Source organism: Flavobacterium maritimum, assembly GCF_040049085.1.
Classification (GTDB): Bacteria; Bacteroidota; Bacteroidia; order Flavobacteriales; family Flavobacteriaceae; genus Flavobacterium; species Flavobacterium maritimum.
The window spans coordinates 376011-396635 of record NZ_JBDLZY010000003.1 but is presented as its reverse complement, the minus strand read 5'-3'; the positions used below and the strand labels follow the sequence as shown (position 1 = coordinate 396635).

Annotated in this window: 11 protein-coding genes; 7 read left to right on the top strand and 4 right to left on the bottom strand. The window is 36.3% G+C overall.

Annotation, left to right across the window (positions count from 1 at the left end):
- Positions 1-58: 58 nt before the first annotated feature.
- Complete coding sequence (locus ABEB23_RS08965) at positions 59-583, top strand: YfiR family protein (protein ID WP_348812231.1); 525 nt, start codon at positions 59-61, stop codon at positions 581-583.
- Between the two features lie 109 nt (positions 584-692).
- Positions 693-3152 carry a PAS domain S-box protein gene (locus ABEB23_RS08960; protein WP_348812230.1) on the top strand — a complete coding sequence of 820 codons (2460 nt, stop codon included), beginning with the start codon at positions 693-695 and terminating at the stop codon, positions 3150-3152.
- Between the two features lie 53 nt (positions 3153-3205).
- On the opposite strand, the gene ABEB23_RS08955 is transcribed toward ABEB23_RS08960, so the two are convergent.
- Complete coding sequence (locus ABEB23_RS08955; RefSeq protein ID WP_348812229.1) at positions 3206-3859, bottom strand: metal-dependent transcriptional regulator; 654 nt, start codon at positions 3857-3859, stop codon at positions 3206-3208.
- Positions 3860-3946: 87 nt separating this feature from the next.
- A complete protein-coding gene (locus ABEB23_RS08950; RefSeq protein WP_348812228.1) occupies positions 3947-5818 on the bottom strand; it encodes an Nramp family divalent metal transporter in 1872 nt (623 codons plus the stop codon).
- A 108-nt stretch (positions 5819-5926) separates the two neighbouring features.
- Between ABEB23_RS08950 and ABEB23_RS08945 the strand changes: the two genes are divergently transcribed.
- From ABEB23_RS08945 to ABEB23_RS08925, 5 genes are all read left to right on the top strand, one after another.
- Positions 5927-8179: a TonB-dependent receptor gene (locus ABEB23_RS08945; protein ID WP_348812227.1), complete on the top strand. Its 2253-nt coding sequence runs from the start codon at positions 5927-5929 to the stop codon at positions 8177-8179.
- Complete coding sequence (locus tag ABEB23_RS08940; RefSeq protein WP_348812226.1) at positions 8179-8643, top strand: thioredoxin family protein; 465 nt, start codon at positions 8179-8181, stop codon at positions 8641-8643. Before ABEB23_RS08945 ends, ABEB23_RS08940 begins: the two co-directional genes overlap by 1 nt.
- 35 nt (positions 8644-8678) lie before the next feature.
- Positions 8679-9824, top strand: coding sequence for a lycopene cyclase family protein (locus ABEB23_RS08935; protein WP_348812225.1), 1146 nt, complete (start codon positions 8679-8681; stop codon positions 9822-9824).
- 508 nt (positions 9825-10332) lie between these two features.
- Positions 10333-15327: a RemA C-terminal-like gliding motility protein gene (locus ABEB23_RS08930; RefSeq protein WP_348812224.1), complete on the top strand. Its 4995-nt coding sequence runs from the start codon at positions 10333-10335 to the stop codon at positions 15325-15327.
- 266 nt (positions 15328-15593) lie between these two features.
- A complete protein-coding gene (locus tag ABEB23_RS08925; RefSeq protein ID WP_348812223.1) occupies positions 15594-16004 on the top strand; it encodes a BrxA/BrxB family bacilliredoxin in 411 nt (136 codons plus the stop codon).
- A gap of 78 nt (positions 16005-16082) precedes the next feature.
- Here the strand turns inward: ABEB23_RS08925 and ABEB23_RS08920 are convergent, their stop codons facing one another.
- The gene (locus tag ABEB23_RS08920; protein ID WP_348812222.1) at positions 16083-17450 is read right to left on the bottom strand and encodes an efflux transporter outer membrane subunit; all 1368 of its coding nucleotides are present in this window, start codon (positions 17448-17450) and stop codon (positions 16083-16085) included.
- Entirely contained in the window at positions 17440-20613 is a 3174-nt protein-coding gene (locus tag ABEB23_RS08915; RefSeq protein ID WP_348812221.1) for an efflux RND transporter permease subunit, read from the bottom strand. Before ABEB23_RS08915 ends, ABEB23_RS08920 begins: the two co-directional genes overlap by 11 nt.
- Between the last annotated feature and the right edge of the window lie 12 nt (positions 20614-20625).

Below are 20625 nucleotides of genomic sequence, written 5' to 3'. Positions count from 1 at the left end.
ATAATTTAAAAACATAGTTCAGTTTTTCAAATCCTGAAAAACTTCATTAAAAAATAAAATGATGAAAATTAAAAAACACATATTACTTTGTGGAATACTCGCCATCTTACTTGGTGGGCATTCAATTTGGGCTCAAGAGAACGCTGGCGGGAAGGAATATGCTTTAAAAGCCGCTTTTCTTTATCGTTTTATAGATTATGTTAACTGGAAAGATTATTCTAAAAATCAAACTTTTAAGATTGCCATTCTGGAAGAAAGTCAAATTACCTCTTCGTTACTTAACATGCCCAAAAACAAAAAAATTGATGTCAAGGAATACGAAGATTTGGACGATATTGGTTTTTGCAACATCTTGTTTGTTCCGTACAATTGTTCCATTCCAATTGAAACAATACTCTCTAAATTTTCCGGAAAACCGGTATTAATTGTAACAGAAAAAAATGGTTACGGAAAAAAAGGAGCCCATATGAATTTTATTATAGTCGACAATAAATTAAAATTTGAAGTAAATCTAAAAGCAATAAATAAAGCGGGAATAGGAATCAGTTCCTTCTTATTGCAGCATGCAACTATAATTCAATAACAAACTCAAACAAAAAATTTGACTAAAGAAATAAAGATTTAAAATAAACTGATTTTATTAAATTAAGTGTATAACGTATTATTTTTTTATATCCCAAAACAACAAACAAATGATGAATCTACGCAACATATCAATTAAAAATAAACTGGTTCTAATGCAGGTTTTTACTTCTGCATTTGTATTGGGACTATGCATCACCGCTTTTGTACTAATAGACATTAAGGGATTCAAAGACCGAAAAGTAATCAGTTCAATTGCTATCGCTCAAGTGGTAGGCTTTAACAGTGTTTCTTCCATTGAGTTTTTGGATAATACTGCTGCAAAAAAAATTCTATCGGAATTAAACGTACAAACCGACATTTTAAATGCAAATATTCTGGATAAAAAAGGAAATGTTTTTGCATCCTATACAAAACCAGGCTCTGATCCCAACTATCGTTTTTCTGTTTCTGTAATGAATCCTAAAAGCTTCACATTTACTAAAGAAGATCTTTTTGTTTACAGCCAAATCAAAAAAGACAATAAAGTAATAGGATTGGTTTGTATTCGATTTGAATTATCGGAATTGAATAAAATTAAAATGGATGTTTTGCGTCTGGGAATTGTATTATTAGTCGTTGGGATAGGATTAGCCTTTTTAATTGCCATAATTATTAAAAAATACATTTCAAAACCTTTGTTAAATCTGGTAACAATTATTCAACAGATAAAGGATACTGCTAATTATAAAATTCGAATGAATGTAGAAGGAAAAGACGAAATCAGTGTTCTGTCATTGGGACTCAACAATATGCTGGAAAACATTGAGAAAAGAGACAATGAAGTGGCAAAATCAAAAGAATTATTAAATGAACAAAATACCCTTTTACAATCTGTTATACAAAATATGGGTGACGGTTTGATTGTTGTGGATGAGAACAGAAAATTCATCCTCTGGAATACTGCCGCTGAAAGAATAATTGGAATTGGCCAGATGGAGATTCCCGAAGAAAAATGGGCTGAAACTTATGGTTATTATATCCCCGAAACCAAAACAGTCTTTGCTACTGGTGAACTCCCTTTAGAAAAAGCATTACAGGGTGAAGAAGTGGACAATATGGAAATGATTATCCAAAATTACAAACATCCTGAAGGCATTTTTGTTACCGCAACTGCAAGACCATTAAAAAATCCATTTGGACAAATAACAGGCGGTGTAATGGTTATTCATGATATTACAGAACGAAAAAGCTCAGAAAACGAGATTAAAAAACTAAATGAAGAACTGGAACACAAAGTAACGGAGCGCACAGCTCAATTGGCAGAAGCCATCGAAACCCTTCGCAAAAGTGAAGAAAAATATCGTGAAATAGTGGAAAACATAAGTGATGTAGTCCATACTTCTGATTATAAAGGTTATTTTACATACATCAATCCTGCCTGCAAAAAATTAACCGGATATACTCAAAATGAAATTATAGGAAAACATTTTTCAGCTATTGTCGCCCCAGAGTGGAAAGACCGTGTGGCCGAATTCTATTTAGATCAATTCAAAAATAAAATAGATGAAACCACCTACTCCTTTTCGATTATTACTAAATCAGGGGAACAAAAATGGGTCGAACAAACCGTAATGCAATTAAAAGAAGGCAATAAGATAGTAGGGCATAAATCTATCATGAGAGATATCACCGAACGAAAAGAAGCCGAACAAAAATTAAAAGAAAGCGAAGGACAATTGCAAACCATATTTAACGAGGCTCCAGATGCGCTAATTGTCATAAATGATGAAGGAAACATTCTTAGATGGAATCCGCAAGCCGAAAAAATATTTGGATGGTCATTAGTTGAGGTTTTAGGCAAGCCAATGCATAGTATGATTATTCCTGAACGCTATAAAGAAAACCACGCCAAAGGTTTCCAAAATTTTCTTATAACCGGAGAAGGACCAATTATCAATAAAACGATAGAAATAACAGCCCTTAACAAAAAGAACGTTGAATTTGATGTTGAATTAACAGTGTCTCCCGCAACTATTTTAGGCAAGTATATATTTATTGCTTTTATCAAGGATATATCGTTAAGAAAAAAAATGGAGAATGAAAAAATAGAAGCTGATAAATTAGTACGTCTTAATGAACTAAAATTGAAATTAATTCTGGAAAATATTGGTGAAGGAATTATTGTCACCGATAGTCAAAAAAGAATTGTCCTATCGAATCACATGGCCGAAGAAATCATAGGAATAAAACAAGATCCTGCTAATCCTACAACTCTTGATTGGTCTGCAAAATATGACCTATACTATCCTGACGAACAAACCATTTTCCCTGCCCAAAACCTTCCGGTTGAAAAAGCATTGAAAGGAGAATCAACCGATGATGTTGAAATAATCATTGAAGATTCTTCAACTAAAAACAAAAAAAGGGTTTTAATTAGCGGTAGGCCAATCATAGATGAAAACAACTATGTCATTGCTGCAGTCGCGAATATAAAAGACATTACGTATTATAAAGAACTTGAAGTCGCATTAGAGGAAAGTGAACAGAAATATCGAAAATTAATTGGTTTCAAAAGCGATAAAAAATAAGCACTTATCGGTTCTGTTTTGACAATTTCTGATCATGCACTTATTTTAGATTGCTACGTTATCTTCACAAAAAGATTACTGGCAATTTTATTAGAAATCGTCAGTTCTTTATTATCGACTTTGATTTTTAGGGACAAATCGAAAGTCTCTTTCCCTATAATTTCTATTTGGGAACCTAAGGCAATGCCCTGTTTGTCCAAATATTTTAAAAAGTCGGAAGAAGTATCTTTTACTCCGACACAGATTCCAGTTTGCTTTTCCGTTAATTCTGAAAGCAACTGTTTTTCTACTTTAATAATTTGGCCATTGGCATCAGGAATAGGGTCTCCATGCGGATCTTCGGTTGGATTTCCTAAAAAATCATCCAATCTGTTAATGAGTTGCTCGGACTTGATGTGTTCTAACTGTTCTGCAATATCGTGCACCTCATCCCAGGAAAAATCTAATTTTTCCACTAAAAAAACTTCCCACAAACGGTGTTTTCTGACAATCATCTTGGCGGCCAATTTTCCGTTTTCGGTAAGAGAAACTCCTTGGTATTTTTTATAGTTTACCAAATCTTTTTCGGCCAATTTTTTAAGCATATCTGTTACTGATGAAGCTTTGGTCTCCATTTTTTCAGCAATAGCGTTAGTGCTTATTTCCGAATCCGAAATAATCGTTAAGTGAAATATGGTTTTTAGATAATTTTCTTCTGAAAAAGTCATTTGATTTTTAATTGCAGATTAGTGAACATTGTTTGAAACGGATAACGGGATTAGCTCCTATAACGGCAATAATTCCAGTTCGCAAATTTAATGCTTTACAATTAATAATGGTATCGAAATTTTATGACGCAGTTTATCGACTGTGGTCCCAAAAAGCAGGTCTTTCATGCCTGTATGGCCGTGAGTTCCCATGACTAAAATATCAAAATTGCCCTTATTTACAATTTTCGGAATTACTTTATTTGGTTTACCAAAGCCCAACTGTGTTTTGACATTAAAACCTTTCTCTCGAAACATTTCTTTATATTCTAATAGAAGTTTCTCATCGATAGTGGTTTCGTGATCGTCTACATGTTTACCATACATCATGGCACCCACGGTTTCCACAACATGGATCAGTGTATATTTTGCTTCCAAACCACCAAGATTAAAGGCGCTATTGATGGCGACTTCATCGGCGAATGAAAAATCTACCGAAATAGCGATATTCTTTTTGTTCTGAGAGTCAGCTTCAGAAAATTTCAGAACCATATTGTGTGGTGAATGATTTTGAATATCTAATTTTGCTTTTGAGATAAAAGGCTTAAACACGATATAAAGCAATAAAATCAAGAATCCTAAAGCAAGCGGAACTACAGTCAACCAAAGAACGATAGGATTATCGGAAGTTTCCAACCATCCTTTTATCTCTGAATAAACTAATCTGGCATTGAGCGAAACAATTATCGTTGCGATAATCCATGCAGCCACTTGAGTAATTTTACCGATGTGAAATCCTTTCATTTTTGATTTATCACTAACGAAATGAATCAACGGAATAATGGCAAATCCTAATTGCAAACTTAAAATTACCTGACTTAAAATCAACAATTTTCCAGTGACACTTTCACCATAGATCAGAATAACTATAACAGCAGGAACAATGGCAATTAATCTAGTAATGATGCGTCGAACCCATGGCTGAATACGTAAATTCAAATAGCCCTCCATCACAATCTGACCTGCTAAAGTTCCCGTAATTGTAGAACTTTGTCCCGCAGCAATTAAAGCAACGGCAAATAAAATAGGCGCCCATTGGGTTCCTAATAACGGCTGAAGAAATTGATGTGCATCTTGAATTTCGGCCACATTAAACATTCCGTTTTTATAAAATGTAGCGGCAGCCAATATCAGAATAGCAGCGTTTACAAAAAAGGCCAGGTTCAGCGCTATGGTCGAATCAATAAAATTATACTTGAGTGCCTGTTTTATTCCACTATCAGTTCTGGAGAATTTTCTGGTTTGCACCAATGACGAATGCAGGTATAAATTATGTGGCATTACCGTTGCCCCGATAATTCCGATAGCGATATAAAGTGCTGCCTCACTTGGCATCGAAGGAATCAATCCGTAAACTACTTTGTCAATTTCAGGTTGTGCAAAGATCATTTCGAAAATAAATGAAAACCCAATGATGGCAACCAGCACTATAATAAAAGCTTCCATTTTTCGGATTCCTTTATTAATAAGAAACAGTAATAAAAAAGTATCCAGCACGGTGATTATCACACCCTCAATCAACGGAATATCAAACAATAAATTAATACCGATTGCCATTCCCAATACTTCTGCCAAATCACAGGCGGCAATGGCTATTTCGGCCAAAAAATAAAGAATATAATTGATGAAAGGTGAATAGGTTTCCCGTGAAGCCTGAGCTAAATCACGCTGGGTAACAATCCCCAATCTCGCACTTAAACTTTGTAGCAGTAAAGCCATCAAATTACTCATCAATAAAACCCAAAGTAAAGCATATCCAAACTGACTTCCTCCGGCAATATCCGTCGCCCAGTTTCCGGGATCCATATATCCAACACTTACTAAATAGGCCGGACCAAAAAAGGCAAGTATTTTTCTAAAAATGGAGGTTTTATTTTGTGTCGGGACCGATTGATTTACTTCTTCTAATGATTTGCTCATGGCTGAAATTGAATTACTAAAGCAAATATATATAAAAAACTTTTATATGAGTAATTATTTTTTTAGCTTTGTCTAAATTTTAATTTAATAAATTCTAAAAATACAATTGTGAAAAATTTAATTTTGTTTTCATGTATCCTAATTAGTGCTATTTCATTTGCCCAGGCCACAATGAAAGGAAAAATTACTTCTGAAGAGCAATCTTTACAAGGAGCTAATGTTATATTGAAAAACTCCAAATATGCAACCATAACCAATCCAGACGGCAGCTACACCATAGAAAACATCATTCCTGGAAATTATGAAGTCATTGTTTCTTACACTGGTTTTAAAACTCAAAAGAAAAACATAATCGTAACTGACACTACCGAAATAGTTTTAGATTTTGATTTGAAAGACAGTCACGTACTTGATGAAGTAGTGATAACCGGAACTTTAAAACCCGTTAGCCGTCTTGAAAGTCCGGTTCCTGTTGAAGTATACAAACCAACTTTTTTTAAAAAAAACCCAACAGCTAATATTTTTGAAGCATTACAAAATGTAAATGGTGTACGACCTCAACTAAACTGTAATGTTTGCAACACCGGCGATATCCATATCAACGGACTGGAAGGACCATATACTTTAGTTTTAATTGACGGAATGCCTATCGTAAGCGGACTCTCTACAGTTTACGGATTATCCGGAATTCCCAATTCTCTTTTGGAGCGAATAGAAATAGTCAAAGGCCCTGCCTCGTCCTTATACGGAAGTGAAGCTGTTGGTGGATTGATAAACATCATCACCAAAAACCCAAAAAATGCTCCCACTTTTTCAGCCGATGCATTTGCAACAGGTTGGGGCGAACTTAATTTTGACTTGGGTTTTAAAGCCAATATTGGAAAAAACACATCATTATTAACAGGAGTCAATTATTTCAATTACAGTAATCCAATTGACAATAACGACGATAATTTCACAGATGTAACTTTACAAGACCGTATTTCAGTTTTTCAAAAATTGAATTTCAGTCGAAAAAGCAATAAACTATTTTCGATGGCCGGACGTTTTTTCTACGAAGACCGTTGGGGTGGTGAAATGCAATGGGAGAAAAAATACCGTGGCGGAAATGAGGTTTATGGTGAAAGTATTTATACCAAACGATGGGAATTATTGGGAGCATACGAACTTCCTGTTAAAGAAAAAATGCTGTTTTCCTTTTCTTATACTGACCATGACCAGAATTCAGTTTATGGAGCAATTCCATTTCTGGCCAAACAACGCATCGGTTTCGGGCAATTGACTTTAGACAAAAAAATAAACAATCATGACGTCCTTCTGGGAACCGCCCTTCGTTACCAATATTATGACGACAACACAACAGCCACAATTAAAACAGATATTAACTGGATTCCTAGTGTTTTTGTTCAAGACGAAATTCATTTAGCTGAAAAACACAATCTATTATTAGGCGCCCGCTACGATTACAACAACAATCACGGTTCAATTTTCACTCCTCGCTTGGCTTACAAATGGAAAATAAACGATAATAATATTTTACGATTCAATACTGGAACTGGTTTTAGAATTGTTAATCTATTCACCGAAGAACATGCCGCATTAACCGGTTCGCGCGAAGTAATAGTCCTTGAAGAACTAAAACCTGAACGCTCCTATAATGTCAATCTGAACTACTTGTCTAAATTTTATTCCAAAGACGGAAACTTCATCGGATTGGAAACCTCTGCCTGGTATACCCATTTTTCAAATTCTATTCTTCCGGATTACGATACCAACCCTAATCAGATTATCTACAAAAATCTCGATGGCTACGCGGTTACCAAAGGAATCAGTGCCAATGTCGATATGGTTTTCAATAGTGGCTTAAAAATTATCTTAGGTGCCACGTTTATGGATGTGACAAAAACCGAAAACGGAGTCACAACCCAACAAATTCTAACTGAAGACTTCTCAGCAACTTGGGCAGTTTCCTACAGACTTCCAAAAATATTCCTGGATATTGATTATACAGGAAATGTTTATGGCCCAATGCGTTTGCCTCTTTTGGGTGACTTAGACCCTAGACAAGAATATTCCCCAACATGGAGTATTCAGAATATTCAATTTACTTTTACTAAATTTAAAGATTTCGAAATATACGGAGGGATAAAAAATCTTTTGAATTGGACTCCCAACAAAGGCAATCCCTTTATCATTGCAAGAGCACACGATCCTTTTGACAAAAATGTAGAATACGATTCGAATGGAAATGTTTTGGCAACACCTGAAAATCCGTATGCTTTGACCTTTGATCCGGGTTATGTTTACGGTCCCAACCAAGGAATTCGTGCTTTTTTCGGATTCCGTTACACTTTAAAATAATGAAGAAACGGATTTATATACTGCTGATTTTCTTTTGGGTAATTCCATCTGGATTTGCCCAATTAAAAACCTATTCGTTTGAAGAAGCAGAAGTATTAACGAGACAAAAACCCAAACCACTAGTAATTTTCATCCACACTTCTTGGTGCAACTACTGCAAGATGATGGAAAATTCTACTTTCAAAAACCCAGAAATCATAAGTCTATTGAATGACAATTTTTACTTTGTTTCGTTCGATGCCGAAAGCAAAGAAAACATCCACTTTAACAATCATACTTTCAAATTCACACCCAAAGGACAAAACACAGGAATCCACGAACTTGCCACAGCACTAGCCACAATTGATTCGGAAGTCATCTATCCTACCATCACTATTCTAGAATCTGATTTTTCGATTGTTTTCCAAAAGCACTCTTTTTTAAATGCCAAAGCGTTGATTTCGATTCTCGAAAAAATAAAATAATTGGTTACTTTTGGGAAGCATTTTCGAAAATCTATATGAAGCATTACGATTACATCTTCACAGGCACAGGTCTATCGGCTTTGATGACCGTGTATAAAATGGTGCAATCTGAACAATTCAAAGATAAAACCATTTTACTTTTAGATGAAAATGCTAAAAAAACCAACGACAGAACTTGGTGTTTTTGGGAAAAACCCAATGGATTTTGGAGTAAAATTGTTCACACAAAATGGGATTCGGCCTTATTTGCCAATGAAGATTTTAAACGCAACTTAAATCTAAAACCGTATCAATACAATATGGTTCGAGGTTTGGATTTTTACAATTTGGTTTTTAAGGTGATTTCAAAACAAGCAAACATTAGTTTCTGGAATCAGAAGGTTCTCGAGATTGAAGAATCTGAAACCATAATTTTTGTTCAGACAGAAACAGAATCCTACTCTTGCAGCAAGCTTTTTAATAGTATTTACAACAAAAACAAAGTAGCAAACCAGTCCCAATATCCAGTCTTGCAACAGCATTTTACCGGTTGGTTTATAAAAAGCAAAGAAGCCGTTTTCAATCCAGAACAAGCAACTTTTATGGATTTTTCCATAGAGCAAAAAGGCAACACCCGTTTTATGTACGTGCTACCTACTTCAAAAACAGAAGCTTTACTGGAATACACCCTTTTTTCCCATCGCCTTTTAAAAAAAGAGGACTACGAAACCGCGATTGAAGACTATATTCAAAAACTTGGGATAACCCAATATGAGATAATCGAGAAAGAACAAGGAAGTATCCCGATGACTTGTTATCCTTTTTGGAAACAAAACACAAAAAACGTTATCAATATTGGTAGCGCGGGTGGTTGGACCAAAGCAAGCACAGGATATACTTTTAAAAATTCAGACAAAAAATCAACAGAATTGATTGCTTTTCTTCAAAAGCAAACTGACTTCACAAAATTTCACAAACGAAATAAATTCTGGTTTTACGATCTGCTTCTATTGGATATTTTAGATCGAAAAAATGAATTGGGCTCTACTATTTTTTCTTCTATGTTTAAAAAAGGAAATCCTACTTTGATTTTCAAATTTTTGGATGAAGAGACTTCTTTAACAGAAGATATTCAGGTTATTTTAAAATGCCCGAAAAAATTATTTCTGGAGGCCTTGGTACGATCTTTTTTTAAGTTCTAAAACCAACTGCACTAACAAAAGACATTCTGTTTATGAAAAATTCTACGATCTTAATTGCAGTAAACCTTTGGTAAGTCTTTTCAAACTTCATCAAAATTCTTCTTACTTTTTTATACCGATTTTTTATTTCTTAACTTAAGAGAATATGTCTTAAAAATTACTTGGCTCCAAAAAACCTTACCAGACACCAAAAAGGTTTAAAATACTCATAACTAATTTACAATCTAAAAAAGTTATCCAACTAAAACGTTGTAGTTGATCTCGTGTTTTTTTCTTTGAATCTATTGTTATGATAAAGTATTATGTTTGATTTAAATAATTTATTCCTACTAAAATTATTATACAAATGAAACAAAACTACACAAAAAATATTTTTTGCGTTAAAATTGTGCGAAAAATAAAATCAACTATTTTTCAATGTTTTTTTATCCTATTATTTTTAACATCAATAAGCGGAACATCATACGGACAGACTACAAATACCTGGAGTGGCACAACCAATGGTCTAATGAACACCTCCACAAATTGGAGTCCCAATGCAACACCTGCCAACAATAACATCATTACCATAGACAACAATACAAATGTATCGATGACCAACGACATGACAAACCTAAGTCGTTTTAAATTGACATTTGGAAGTAACGCAACGAGTCCAAGAACAATATCCGGGTCTACTGAAAATAGTTTTTATGATTACAGTGGCGTGAATCCCTGGATACAAAATAACGCAGTAAACATTACGCACAGCATCAGTTTTCCATTAAGAGGTCCTGATAATTCAAAAAACTTTGAATTACTAGCAACGGCAGGCTCATTAGATATTTCGAGCACTATTAACACCACAAACACAACAAATAGCCTTCTATTAGTCTATGGCAACAACACAACTATTGACTCTAGCAACAGATGGGTTCGTTTATCAGGAGTTGTTTCAGGAGGAGGGGGAATTAAAGTTGATCGATTTGGTGTACTTAAATTAAACGCTATAAATACCTATACTGGTCAAACAACAATAGACAAGGGAGAACTATGGATCGAAACCGCCGGAGATGCTATTTCGAGCGGAAGTGCGATATACGTTGGTAACGGAGGTCAAACTACAAACGTTACCAAATTTTATCTGTCTGGGACTAGTGGAGGGACAACATTTACCCGCAACATCAATATGAATACTGGTGATGCATCCACACGCTTTCTTGGTGGTTTAAATACTTCAGGAACAAATACCTTTTCTGGCACCATAACCGGCACCGCGAGCAATCTAAATCTAGAGTCTTTAAATACTGGAGGAACAACCAATTATGCAGGAGTAATAAGCGGATCTGGTGCTTTATTTTCACTTGGATCAGGTACAACTCAATTATCCGCCGCTAACATCTATACTGGAGCTACAACCATTAATTCCGGAAACACACTAAAACTTGGCACTTCTTCCACGGTAAATACTGCCGGACCTTTAGGAACAGCCTCATCAGGAACAACTGTTAGTTCTGGAGCCGTTTTAGACATGAACGGTTTTTCATTAAGTAGTGGTGCTACAGAAGCCTTAACATTAAACGGAACAGGTATTTCAAGTGGAGGAGCACTAGTAAATAACTCCGGCACCACATCAATCTGGGCAGGAACAGTTTCTTTAAACTCATCTTGCAGCGCAGGAGGAGCTGGAAACCTATCCCTTTCTGGTGTTGTCTCAGGAGCAAATTCTCTAGAAAAAGTAGGTACTGGAATTTTAACATTGGTATCGTCTTCAAACTCCTATTCTGGTACTTCAAGTATAACAGGAGGGACTTTACTTTTAGGAGCAGCGGGCGTTATCCCAAATGCATCTAATATGATTTTAAATGGAGGAACATTCAAAACAGGGACAACCACTGGGTTTTCAGAGACAATCGGCACATTAACTTTATCCGATAACTCCACTCTTGCTTTAGGCACAGGAACTCACACAATAAATTTTAGTGCAAGCAACGCTATAGGATGGACAGCTGGTAAAACCTTAACCATCAACGGATGGACAGGAACAATGGGTACCACTGGAACTTCAGGAAGAATATTCATTGGAAGCAACTCATCAGGACTAACGACTGCTCAATTAGCTCAAATTACTTTTAATGGTTTTGGAGCTGCCACTATATTATCGACCGGTGAAATAGTACCGTCCTGTACTCAACCTACCATAACCACTACAGGCACTATTACAGCAGTTTGTTTCGACACAATCACACAAACTACCTCATTGACCTACACAGAAACAACAAACACACCCGTTTCTTATAGTATAGATTGGAATACTGTAGCCAACACAGCCCAGCTTGCTGATCAAGCAAATACTGCTTTTACATTTTTACCAAGCGGAGGAATTTTAAGCTCTGTCGCTATTTCAGCAGGAGCACTTGCCGGAACATACGCAGGAATAATGACCCTTACAACCGCATCAGGATGCGCCAGTACCCAAACTGTAAGTGTAACAATTCTTGAAACATTAACACCAGGAGCAATATCCGGAACTTCTATACAATGTCCTTCGCTTACTTCTCAAGTCTATAATATCAACGCTCTTAGCGGCGCCACAACTTACACTTGGACAGTACCGACAGGCTGGTCAATAACAGCAGGAACAGGCACTAACTCGATAACAGTTACTACAGGCAGTCTTGACCAAAATGGAAATATTACAGTAACAGCGACAAACAGTTGCGGAATTGGCTCCCCACAAACATTAGCTGTTACTGTCGTAAATACTCCACCCACAATTTCTTCTCCCACCAGTGCATCGATTACAAAAACGACAGCAACATTAGGCGGAAATATAACCGCTATTGGCTGTTCAAACGTTACAGAGCACGGTATTTATTACAGCATGACAAGTGGTTTCGCCGATGGCACAGGAATAAAAGTATCTACCTCAGGGTCTTTTTCAACGGGAGTTTTTACACAAAATGTCACTGGCCTTTCTGACGGAATCGTTTATTATTACAAAGCTTTTGCTACTAATATTGGAGGCACTGTATACACAACACAAGGAACTTTTACAACCACTTATGAGACCACTTTACCCGAAACCGATATTTTTGAATCATATGCTTTCTTAAAAACATCAAAGACAGCAGCAGGTGTAACGACGACGACGAGTGAATTTTATGAATTAGACGCCGCATATGGCAGCTCTATACCTAAAGGATTTAAACAAGATTTAGGCACATTCCCTCCCGGGACCAACTACTATCTGGGCGCTGAAATAAAAACGTATAAAACAACAGCATCAACGCATAAAGTATGCGACTGTTCTTCTTGGTATTACATTTACAAAACAACAGAAACAGTTCCTGAGGCCACTGACTTCCCCTTGCCAGCAAACGGAACGGACTTTATTGCGTCCAGCAACGGATTGTTTATGAAATCAGCTACACTATCAGAAGTGTCCGGAAGTTTCAATGCTAATGTAAGTACATCTGATCTCACATATAATGGCCTTATAAATCATAATATTAAAAAATTCCAAAACCAGGCTACAGATACAGATACAGAAATGATATTTCCAACTTGTGTTGGCGATTTTAAAGTAGCCCTCGCTCTTTTGACAAAATTCAGTTCAACTGGAGACTGTTCCGATACCTCAAGTTTATATTACAAACGAGACATCAACGAACCAAAGAGATTTGATAGGTCGGGAACTATAGTAACCCTGAATCCTAGCCATCCCACAGTTGAAACAATTGATGCCGTAAAAAATTCTCAAACAGATATTTTCTACACCTCAAGCATCACAATAGCTGGTAATTCTAATCCAACACATACGTGGAACGGAACCTCTTGGTCTCCTTCAACAGGTTTTGGCATTGACAGCAACTTACTTTTCAGTGCTAATTATACAGTTGGAGCTAACACAAGCCCAGGAGGCACAACAGCTGGATTTACTGTAAACAGCATCCAAGTTGCAAATGACGTAACTGTAACTATTCCGAACGGAAAATTTATCAAGGTATATAATGAAGGAAACACTAATATTAGCGGAAAAGTGATTGTTGCAAACCAAGCCAATTTTGTACAAAGCTGCAATGAAACCGGAATACTGTCACCAAACATTGAACTTACAAAATCAACAAGAGCGATGAATTTCCTCGATTACATTTATTGGGGATCGCCGGTCAAAGAAAATATTATTTCACAATTACCTTCCGATTTTGACCGCAAGTACTATTGGCAATCAGGACCGGGAGGAAATTGGAAAAAATTAATCACCACAATTCCAGCACAAGGATTCATTACCAGAATAAGAACTGCCGCAACCAAAGTTCCTGTAACCTTCAAAGGGACTGCCAACAATGGTATTATTACTATTCCTGTAATTAAAGAAGATGATAATGAAGGTAATCCTGTCAATTACACTTTAATCTGTAATCCTTATCCTTGCGCATTGGATGCCAAAGCCTTTTTATCAAATACAAAAAACAGTTTCCTTGGAAGCACCTTGTACTTTTGGACCTCCATAACCCCTCCACTCGATATAAAATATACCTCTCAAGACCCATATAAATACAACTACAATCCTGCCGACTATGCCTCTTGGAATTTCACCGGTGGAATAGCCACTGCTTCAAAAGCAGTAACAGACCTAATTGGAGACGGCTCCTTAATTCCAACAGGAAAAATAGCTTCAGGACAAGGCTTTAAAGTAGCAGTAAAAAACAATGGCGATGTATATTTTGATAACAGCATGCGATTGACGACAGATGTAAACACACAGTTTTTCAAACAGGTTCCAAAAGAACCAAAAACTTCAAAATCAAAAGATTCAAATAAAATCAAAACGGCACCGAAGTTAGAAGAAGGCAGAGTATGGCTAAACATTAGTAATCAAGATAATTTTAAACAAATGCTATTAGGCTATATGAATGGCGCCACTAACGATTATGACGAAAGATATGACGGAAAAGTGCATTCAGACAGCCCAATAACCATCTATAGCCTTTTAAATGATACAAGAATGTCAATTCAAGGAAGACAGCTACCATTTGATGAAGAAGAAAAAATTCCTTTAGGATACGACACATCCGTGGAAGGGGAATTTTATATCAACATTGACCAAGCTGATGGCTTCTTAGAAAACAAAAGCATCTACCTAGAAGATAAATTATTAGGAACAGAACATGATTTAAGTCAAAGTGCGTACATGTTTTCAACTGCTACAGGCGTTTTTGACAACCGCTTCGAATTAAAATACACCAATAAAACTTTAGACATAAATGAACTGGAAACAAAAACAGAATCTGTAGTCATTGTAGGTTCTAAGAACCAAATAAAAATTAATTCAATGAAGGAGGAACTCGAGACTGTAACTATTTATGATATAAGCGGAAGAAGTATTTTATCAAAAAAAGACATCAATAAAAAAGAACTTTTATTAGCTAATCCAACCAAACAAAACGGGGTATTGATTGTAAAAGTAACTTTGAAAAACAACGAAAAAACAACGAAAAAAATTATTTTGCAGAACTAGTTTTCGGCTAAATCACATAAAAAACATACCAATGATAACAATAAAAAGCCATATTGACTTTTTTAATAAAAAAATTTCCCGTTTTATCTCTAAAATAATCTTTCCTGTTAATAGACTACGAGACCATATTTTAGAAATCAACAAAAAAATAACTCAAATTATTGAACTATAACAAAACTTTATGCTTCTGAGAATATTCTTGGTTTTAAACTTTGTAACTTTGCAAAACTTAGAAACAAAAAATAATAAACTTTAAACAAAGAAATATGTATCCAGAAGAAATGGTGAAACCAATGCGTACCGAATTAACGGATGCCGGTTTTCAAGAATTACATACAGCTGAAGCAGTTAAAAACGCTATTAATGCAGAAGGAACAACTCTTGTGGTTGTAAATTCAGTTTGTGGTTGCGCAGCAAGAAATGCACGTCCAGGAGCAAAAATGAGTATCGATAATGCAAAAAAACCTGATCATATTGTTACGGTTTTTGCAGGTGTAGACAAAGAAGCTGTTGATGCGGCAAGAGGATTTATGTTCCCTTTCCCTCCATCATCTCCAAGCATTGCTTTATTCAAAAACGGAGAATTGGTTCATATGTTAGAGCGTCACCATATTGAAGGTCGCCCTGCAGAATTAATTGCAGAAAACCTGAAAGATGCTTTCAACGAGTACTGCTAGGTAAAAAATAATCCCGTAAAAAAAACCATTCGTCCTAACGAATGGTTTTTTTTATTGTTTAAGTTGTTGTATAAGGCCTTAATTCCAGCCTCCTCCTAAAGCTTTATACAACGCTACAGTCGAACTTAGTTGCCTTTGCGACAACCTTGAAAGCTCCAATTCGGCATCATACAAAGAACGTTGTACATCTAATACTTCGAGATAGGAAACATATCCGTTATAATATCTGGCATTAGACAACTCTAAATTCTTTTTTGCCGCCATTACTTGTTTATTGCGTGCATTCCATTCTTCCTTATAAGTTTTCACGTCCTGTAAGGCCTTCTCTACTTCAGCAATAGCAATAAGATAGGCTTTTTGATAGGCGAACTTAGATTGCTCCGCTTGTTGTCTGTAAATCTCTACCCTGCGTTTATTTTTTCCAAAACTAAATATCGGACCAGCAACTCCCGCGGCAGCATTTTGACTATAGGAACTTCCTAAAAAAAGATCACTTAAATTGGCACTGGCAAAACCAGCCATAGCAGCAATATTAAATGAAGGATAGCGCATAGCCTGTGCAACCCCAATTCTCTCGTTTGCAGACATATAAAATAGCTCCGCCTGTTTAACATCGGGCCTGTTCTCAAGCAACTTTGATGGCAAAGACAATGGAATTTCGGTCACAACTTTTTGATCAGCATTTTCCCTACCTCGTTCAATTTTACCCGGAACCTGTCCTATCAAAATAGAAATAAAATTTTCCAGAGCAGTAATCTGTCTTTGAATACTGGGAATCCCTGCTTCTGCGATAGCTACTTGTTGTTCAATTTGAACTTTATCTACCTCCGACACATATCCTTTTAAAAACCTTTCATTAATGATATTGTAAGTTTCTTGTCTGTCACTTAAAGTCTTTCTGGTAATTACTAATTGATTATCTAAATCCCTAAGTTGAAAATAGGAAATCGCAATATCACTGACAATACCGGTTAGTATAACTTTACGGGCTTCATCCGTTGCCAATAATTCAGCTTGTAAAGCCTTATTTTCATGACGTACTTTACCCCAAAAATCAAGTTCCCAACTCATATTTGCCTGTACATTCGATGTTGGAAAAACCTCCTTATTACTGTTTATAGTACCACCGTACTGAAAAGAAGGAAACAAATCAGCTTTAGAATACCCTAACTCCGCTCTGGCCTGATCTAATCTGGCCATCGCAATTTTCATATCATAATTACTTTCAATTCCTTTATTAATAAGACTTTTAAGAACATCATCATTAAATAGATCAAACCATTTCAAGTTAACAACAGATTTAGATGTGTCAACAATGGCTTGTGTATTTTGAAATGTTTCAACTTTTTGATCTTCGGGTCTGCTGTATTTAGGTCCTACCAAACAACCTACAGGAAGCCATGCAAGTACGAAAACAACAACGACTATTTTAAATTTATTCCTCATGATCTGTAGTTTTTGAATCCATATTATTTTCAGTAGCTACCACTTCATTTTTCTTTTTTCCGATATTTTCAATCATTACAAATAAACCCGGCACAATTAATACTCCGAGAACCGTAGCTATTAACATACCGCTGAACACAGCCATCCCCATTACGATACGGGCCTGCGAGCCTGCACCTGTAGCTGTAAGCAAAGGAACAACCCCTAGTATAAAGGCAAAAGCAGTCATTAATATTGGACGAAAACGAAGTTTCGCAGCTATCATTGCCGATTCGTAAAGAGGTTTGCCTTTTTCATATTCCTCTTTTGCAAACTCTACGATAAGGATCGCATTTTTTGCAACCAATCCAATAAGTAATACCAATCCAATTTGCGCAAACACATTGTTTACATAGGCATCACTTCCAAATCTTGCCAAAAACAACCCTAAAAATGCTCCAAATACCGCTAAAGGTGCCCCAAGCAATACGCTAAATGGCAATTTCCAGCTTTCGTATTGTGCCGCCAAAATTAAAAACACAAATACCAGAGCCATTAAAAACACCGAGCCTCCTCCGGGTGAATGTTTTTCTTGATAGGAAAGGTTGATATAATCGTAACTCATATCGGCAGGTAAAGTTTCCTTGGCCACTTCCTCTAAAGCATCCAAAGCCTGTGCACTACTGTACCCATCATTAGGGCTTCCCCCAATTTCAGCTGCCCTAAATAAATTAAGACGGTTGGTGAAATCTGGTCCCGTAACTTTCGTAGCCGTAACCAGGGTTGATACAGGTAACATATCACCATTGTTATTCCTTACATAAATCTTATTTAAATTTTCAGGTTTTAACCTGTCAACGGCTTCACCTTGTAAATACACTTTATACTGACGTCCAAAACGATTAAAATCATTTACATAACTTCCACCCAAAAAGGCACCCAATGCTTCCGTAACCTTAGAAACGGGCACTCCTAATTTCATTGCTTTTTCGTTATCAATCTCTAACTTAATTTGCGGTGTACCTGCGTTAAAAGTGGTATAAATTCTTTTTATTTCAGGGCGTTTTTGAGCTGCCGCAATAAAGGCTTGTGTTTGCTGGGCTAGATATTGCGCGGAGTTTCCACCTCTATCCTGTAACATCAAACTAAAACCTGCGGATGCTCCTAAACCTTGAATTGCAGGAGGTCCAAACGCAAAAGCAGTTGCGGTGGTAATTTGGGTTGATAATTTTTTATTTAATCGATCAACCAATTGTTTAGCTGTTTCTGCTCTTTCTTCCCACGGTTTTAATGATATGAAAATAAAAGCATTATTAGGCTGATACGAATTGGTAAGCATACTAAATCCATTAATAGTAGTGTAAGATAGAATTGATTCTTCTTCTTTTAAAAATCCATCTATTTTATTTGAAATTTCATCTGTTCGCTGAAGAGAAGATGCAGGTGGTAATGCTACATTTACCAAGACATAACCTTGATCTTCTTCCGGTATAAATCCTAACGGAATCTTTTTACCCAATAATGCGACCGCCGCTAAAATTACCGCAAGTAAAACAACAATGCGAAGTCCTTTTTTCGCAAAAAAGGTAGCTCCTTTTAAATATCCTCCGGTAACTTTTTCGAAAATCCTGTTGAAACCTGCAAAAAATTTAGACAACCATCCGGTTTGCTCTTCAACCGGTTTTGTAGGCTTTAACAACATCGCGCAAAGGGCGGGACTTAAGGATAAGGCACTAAATGCAGAGAAGGCCACAGATACTGCAATCGTAATGGCAAACTGCTGATAAAAACGGCCGGTTATACCTGGTGTCATTGCAACCGGCACAAATACTGCAATCAAAATAAGTGCAATGGCGATTACCGGACCCGAAACTTCTCGCATAGCCTGAATAGTTGCTTCCCGAGGAGTCTTGCCTTTTTCTATATGATGCACCACCGCTTCCACCACAACAATAGCATCATCCACAACAATACCAATTGCAAGTACTAATCCCAGCAAAGACAAGGTATTAATAGAGAATCCTAGCATAGGAAAAACGGCAATAGTTCCAATTAATGAAACAGGCACTGTAATTAACGGGATTAAAGTAGCACGCCAGTTTTGAAGAAATATAAATACAACTAAAATAACGAGTACGATAGCTTCAAAAAGCGTGTGAACAATATCCTCAACACCAGCCGTAATCGCAAGTGTAGTATCTAATGATTCTTGGTAAGCAATGTCTTTAGGAAATTTTTCCGCCATCTTTTTCATTGCTTCTTTAGCAAGTTGAGCTACCTCCAAAGCATTACTGCCCGGCATCTGAAATACCGTAATTGCAGCAGCTGAACTACCGTTTCTACGGGCGCTTGAACTGTAGTTTTCTGTACCCAATTCAATTCTGGATATATCACTTAATAGGACTTCAGAACCGTCTGATTTACTTTTTACCACAATTTTGCCAAACTCCTTTTCCGTAACTAAACGATCTTGGAGTGTTACACCATAAGTAAACTCCGTTCCTTTTAATGCAGGCTCAGCACCAAACTTCCCACCGGGGCTAATCATGTTTTGAGCATTCAATGCATTCTTTACGTCTTCAACCGTAATCTCAAGTTTACTCATTACATCAGCCTTCAACCAAACTCTCATAGAATAGTCGCTTCCTCCAAAAAGTGAAACTTCACCAACCCCTTTTATACGAGCCAATTGATCTACTATATTGATGTTAGCATAATTATTCAAAAATTTTGAATCATATTTAGGATTTGTAGACGTAAGTGTAAATAACATCATCGGAAACGATAGTGATTTTTTCACGACTACCCCCTGTTGTTTTACACTTGATGGCATAAAGGGAGCAGACTGTGCCTGACGATTTTGGGTGAGCATATTGGCATTATCCAAATTGGTCCCTACATCAAATGTAACTTCAATAGTACAAGCTCCATCTGATGTATTGGTAGATTTGATGTAAAGCATTTGCTCTACTCCATTTACCTTTTGTTCAATTGGAGTAGCAACAGCTTGTTCTACATTCAGGGCATTAGCTCCTGTAAAGTTTGTAGTAATTTTTACTACAGGCGGATTGATATCCGGATATTGTGATATCGGCGTTTTTTGTAATGCCAGTAATCCGAGTATCACAATGATGATACTGATTACCATGGCTACAATTGGTCTTCTAACAAAAAATTCTCCCATAATGATGTTTCT

Excerpts from the sequence above, each read along its gene's own strand:
- ABEB23_RS08965 (WP_348812231.1), top strand. The coding sequence starts at position 59 with ATGATGAAAATTAAAAAACACATATTACTTTGTGGAATACTCGCCATC.
- ABEB23_RS08960 (WP_348812230.1), top strand. The coding sequence starts at position 693 with ATGATGAATCTACGCAACATATCAATTAAAAATAAACTGGTTCTAATG.
- ABEB23_RS08955 (WP_348812229.1), bottom strand. The coding sequence starts at position 3,859 with ATGACTTTTTCAGAAGAAAATTATCTAAAAACCATATTTCACTTAACG.
- ABEB23_RS08950 (WP_348812228.1), bottom strand. The coding sequence starts at position 5,818 with ATGAGCAAATCATTAGAAGAAGTAAATCAATCGGTCCCGACACAAAAT.
- ABEB23_RS08940 (WP_348812226.1), top strand. The coding sequence starts at position 8,179 with ATGAAGAAACGGATTTATATACTGCTGATTTTCTTTTGGGTAATTCCA.
- ABEB23_RS08935 (WP_348812225.1), top strand. The coding sequence starts at position 8,679 with ATGAAGCATTACGATTACATCTTCACAGGCACAGGTCTATCGGCTTTG.
- ABEB23_RS08930 (WP_348812224.1), top strand. The coding sequence starts at position 10,333 with ATGAACACCTCCACAAATTGGAGTCCCAATGCAACACCTGCCAACAAT.
- ABEB23_RS08925 (WP_348812223.1), top strand. The coding sequence starts at position 15,594 with ATGTATCCAGAAGAAATGGTGAAACCAATGCGTACCGAATTAACGGAT.
- ABEB23_RS08920 (WP_348812222.1), bottom strand. The coding sequence starts at position 17,450 with ATGAGGAATAAATTTAAAATAGTCGTTGTTGTTTTCGTACTTGCATGG.
- ABEB23_RS08915 (WP_348812221.1), bottom strand. The coding sequence starts at position 20,613 with ATGGGAGAATTTTTTGTTAGAAGACCAATTGTAGCCATGGTAATCAGT.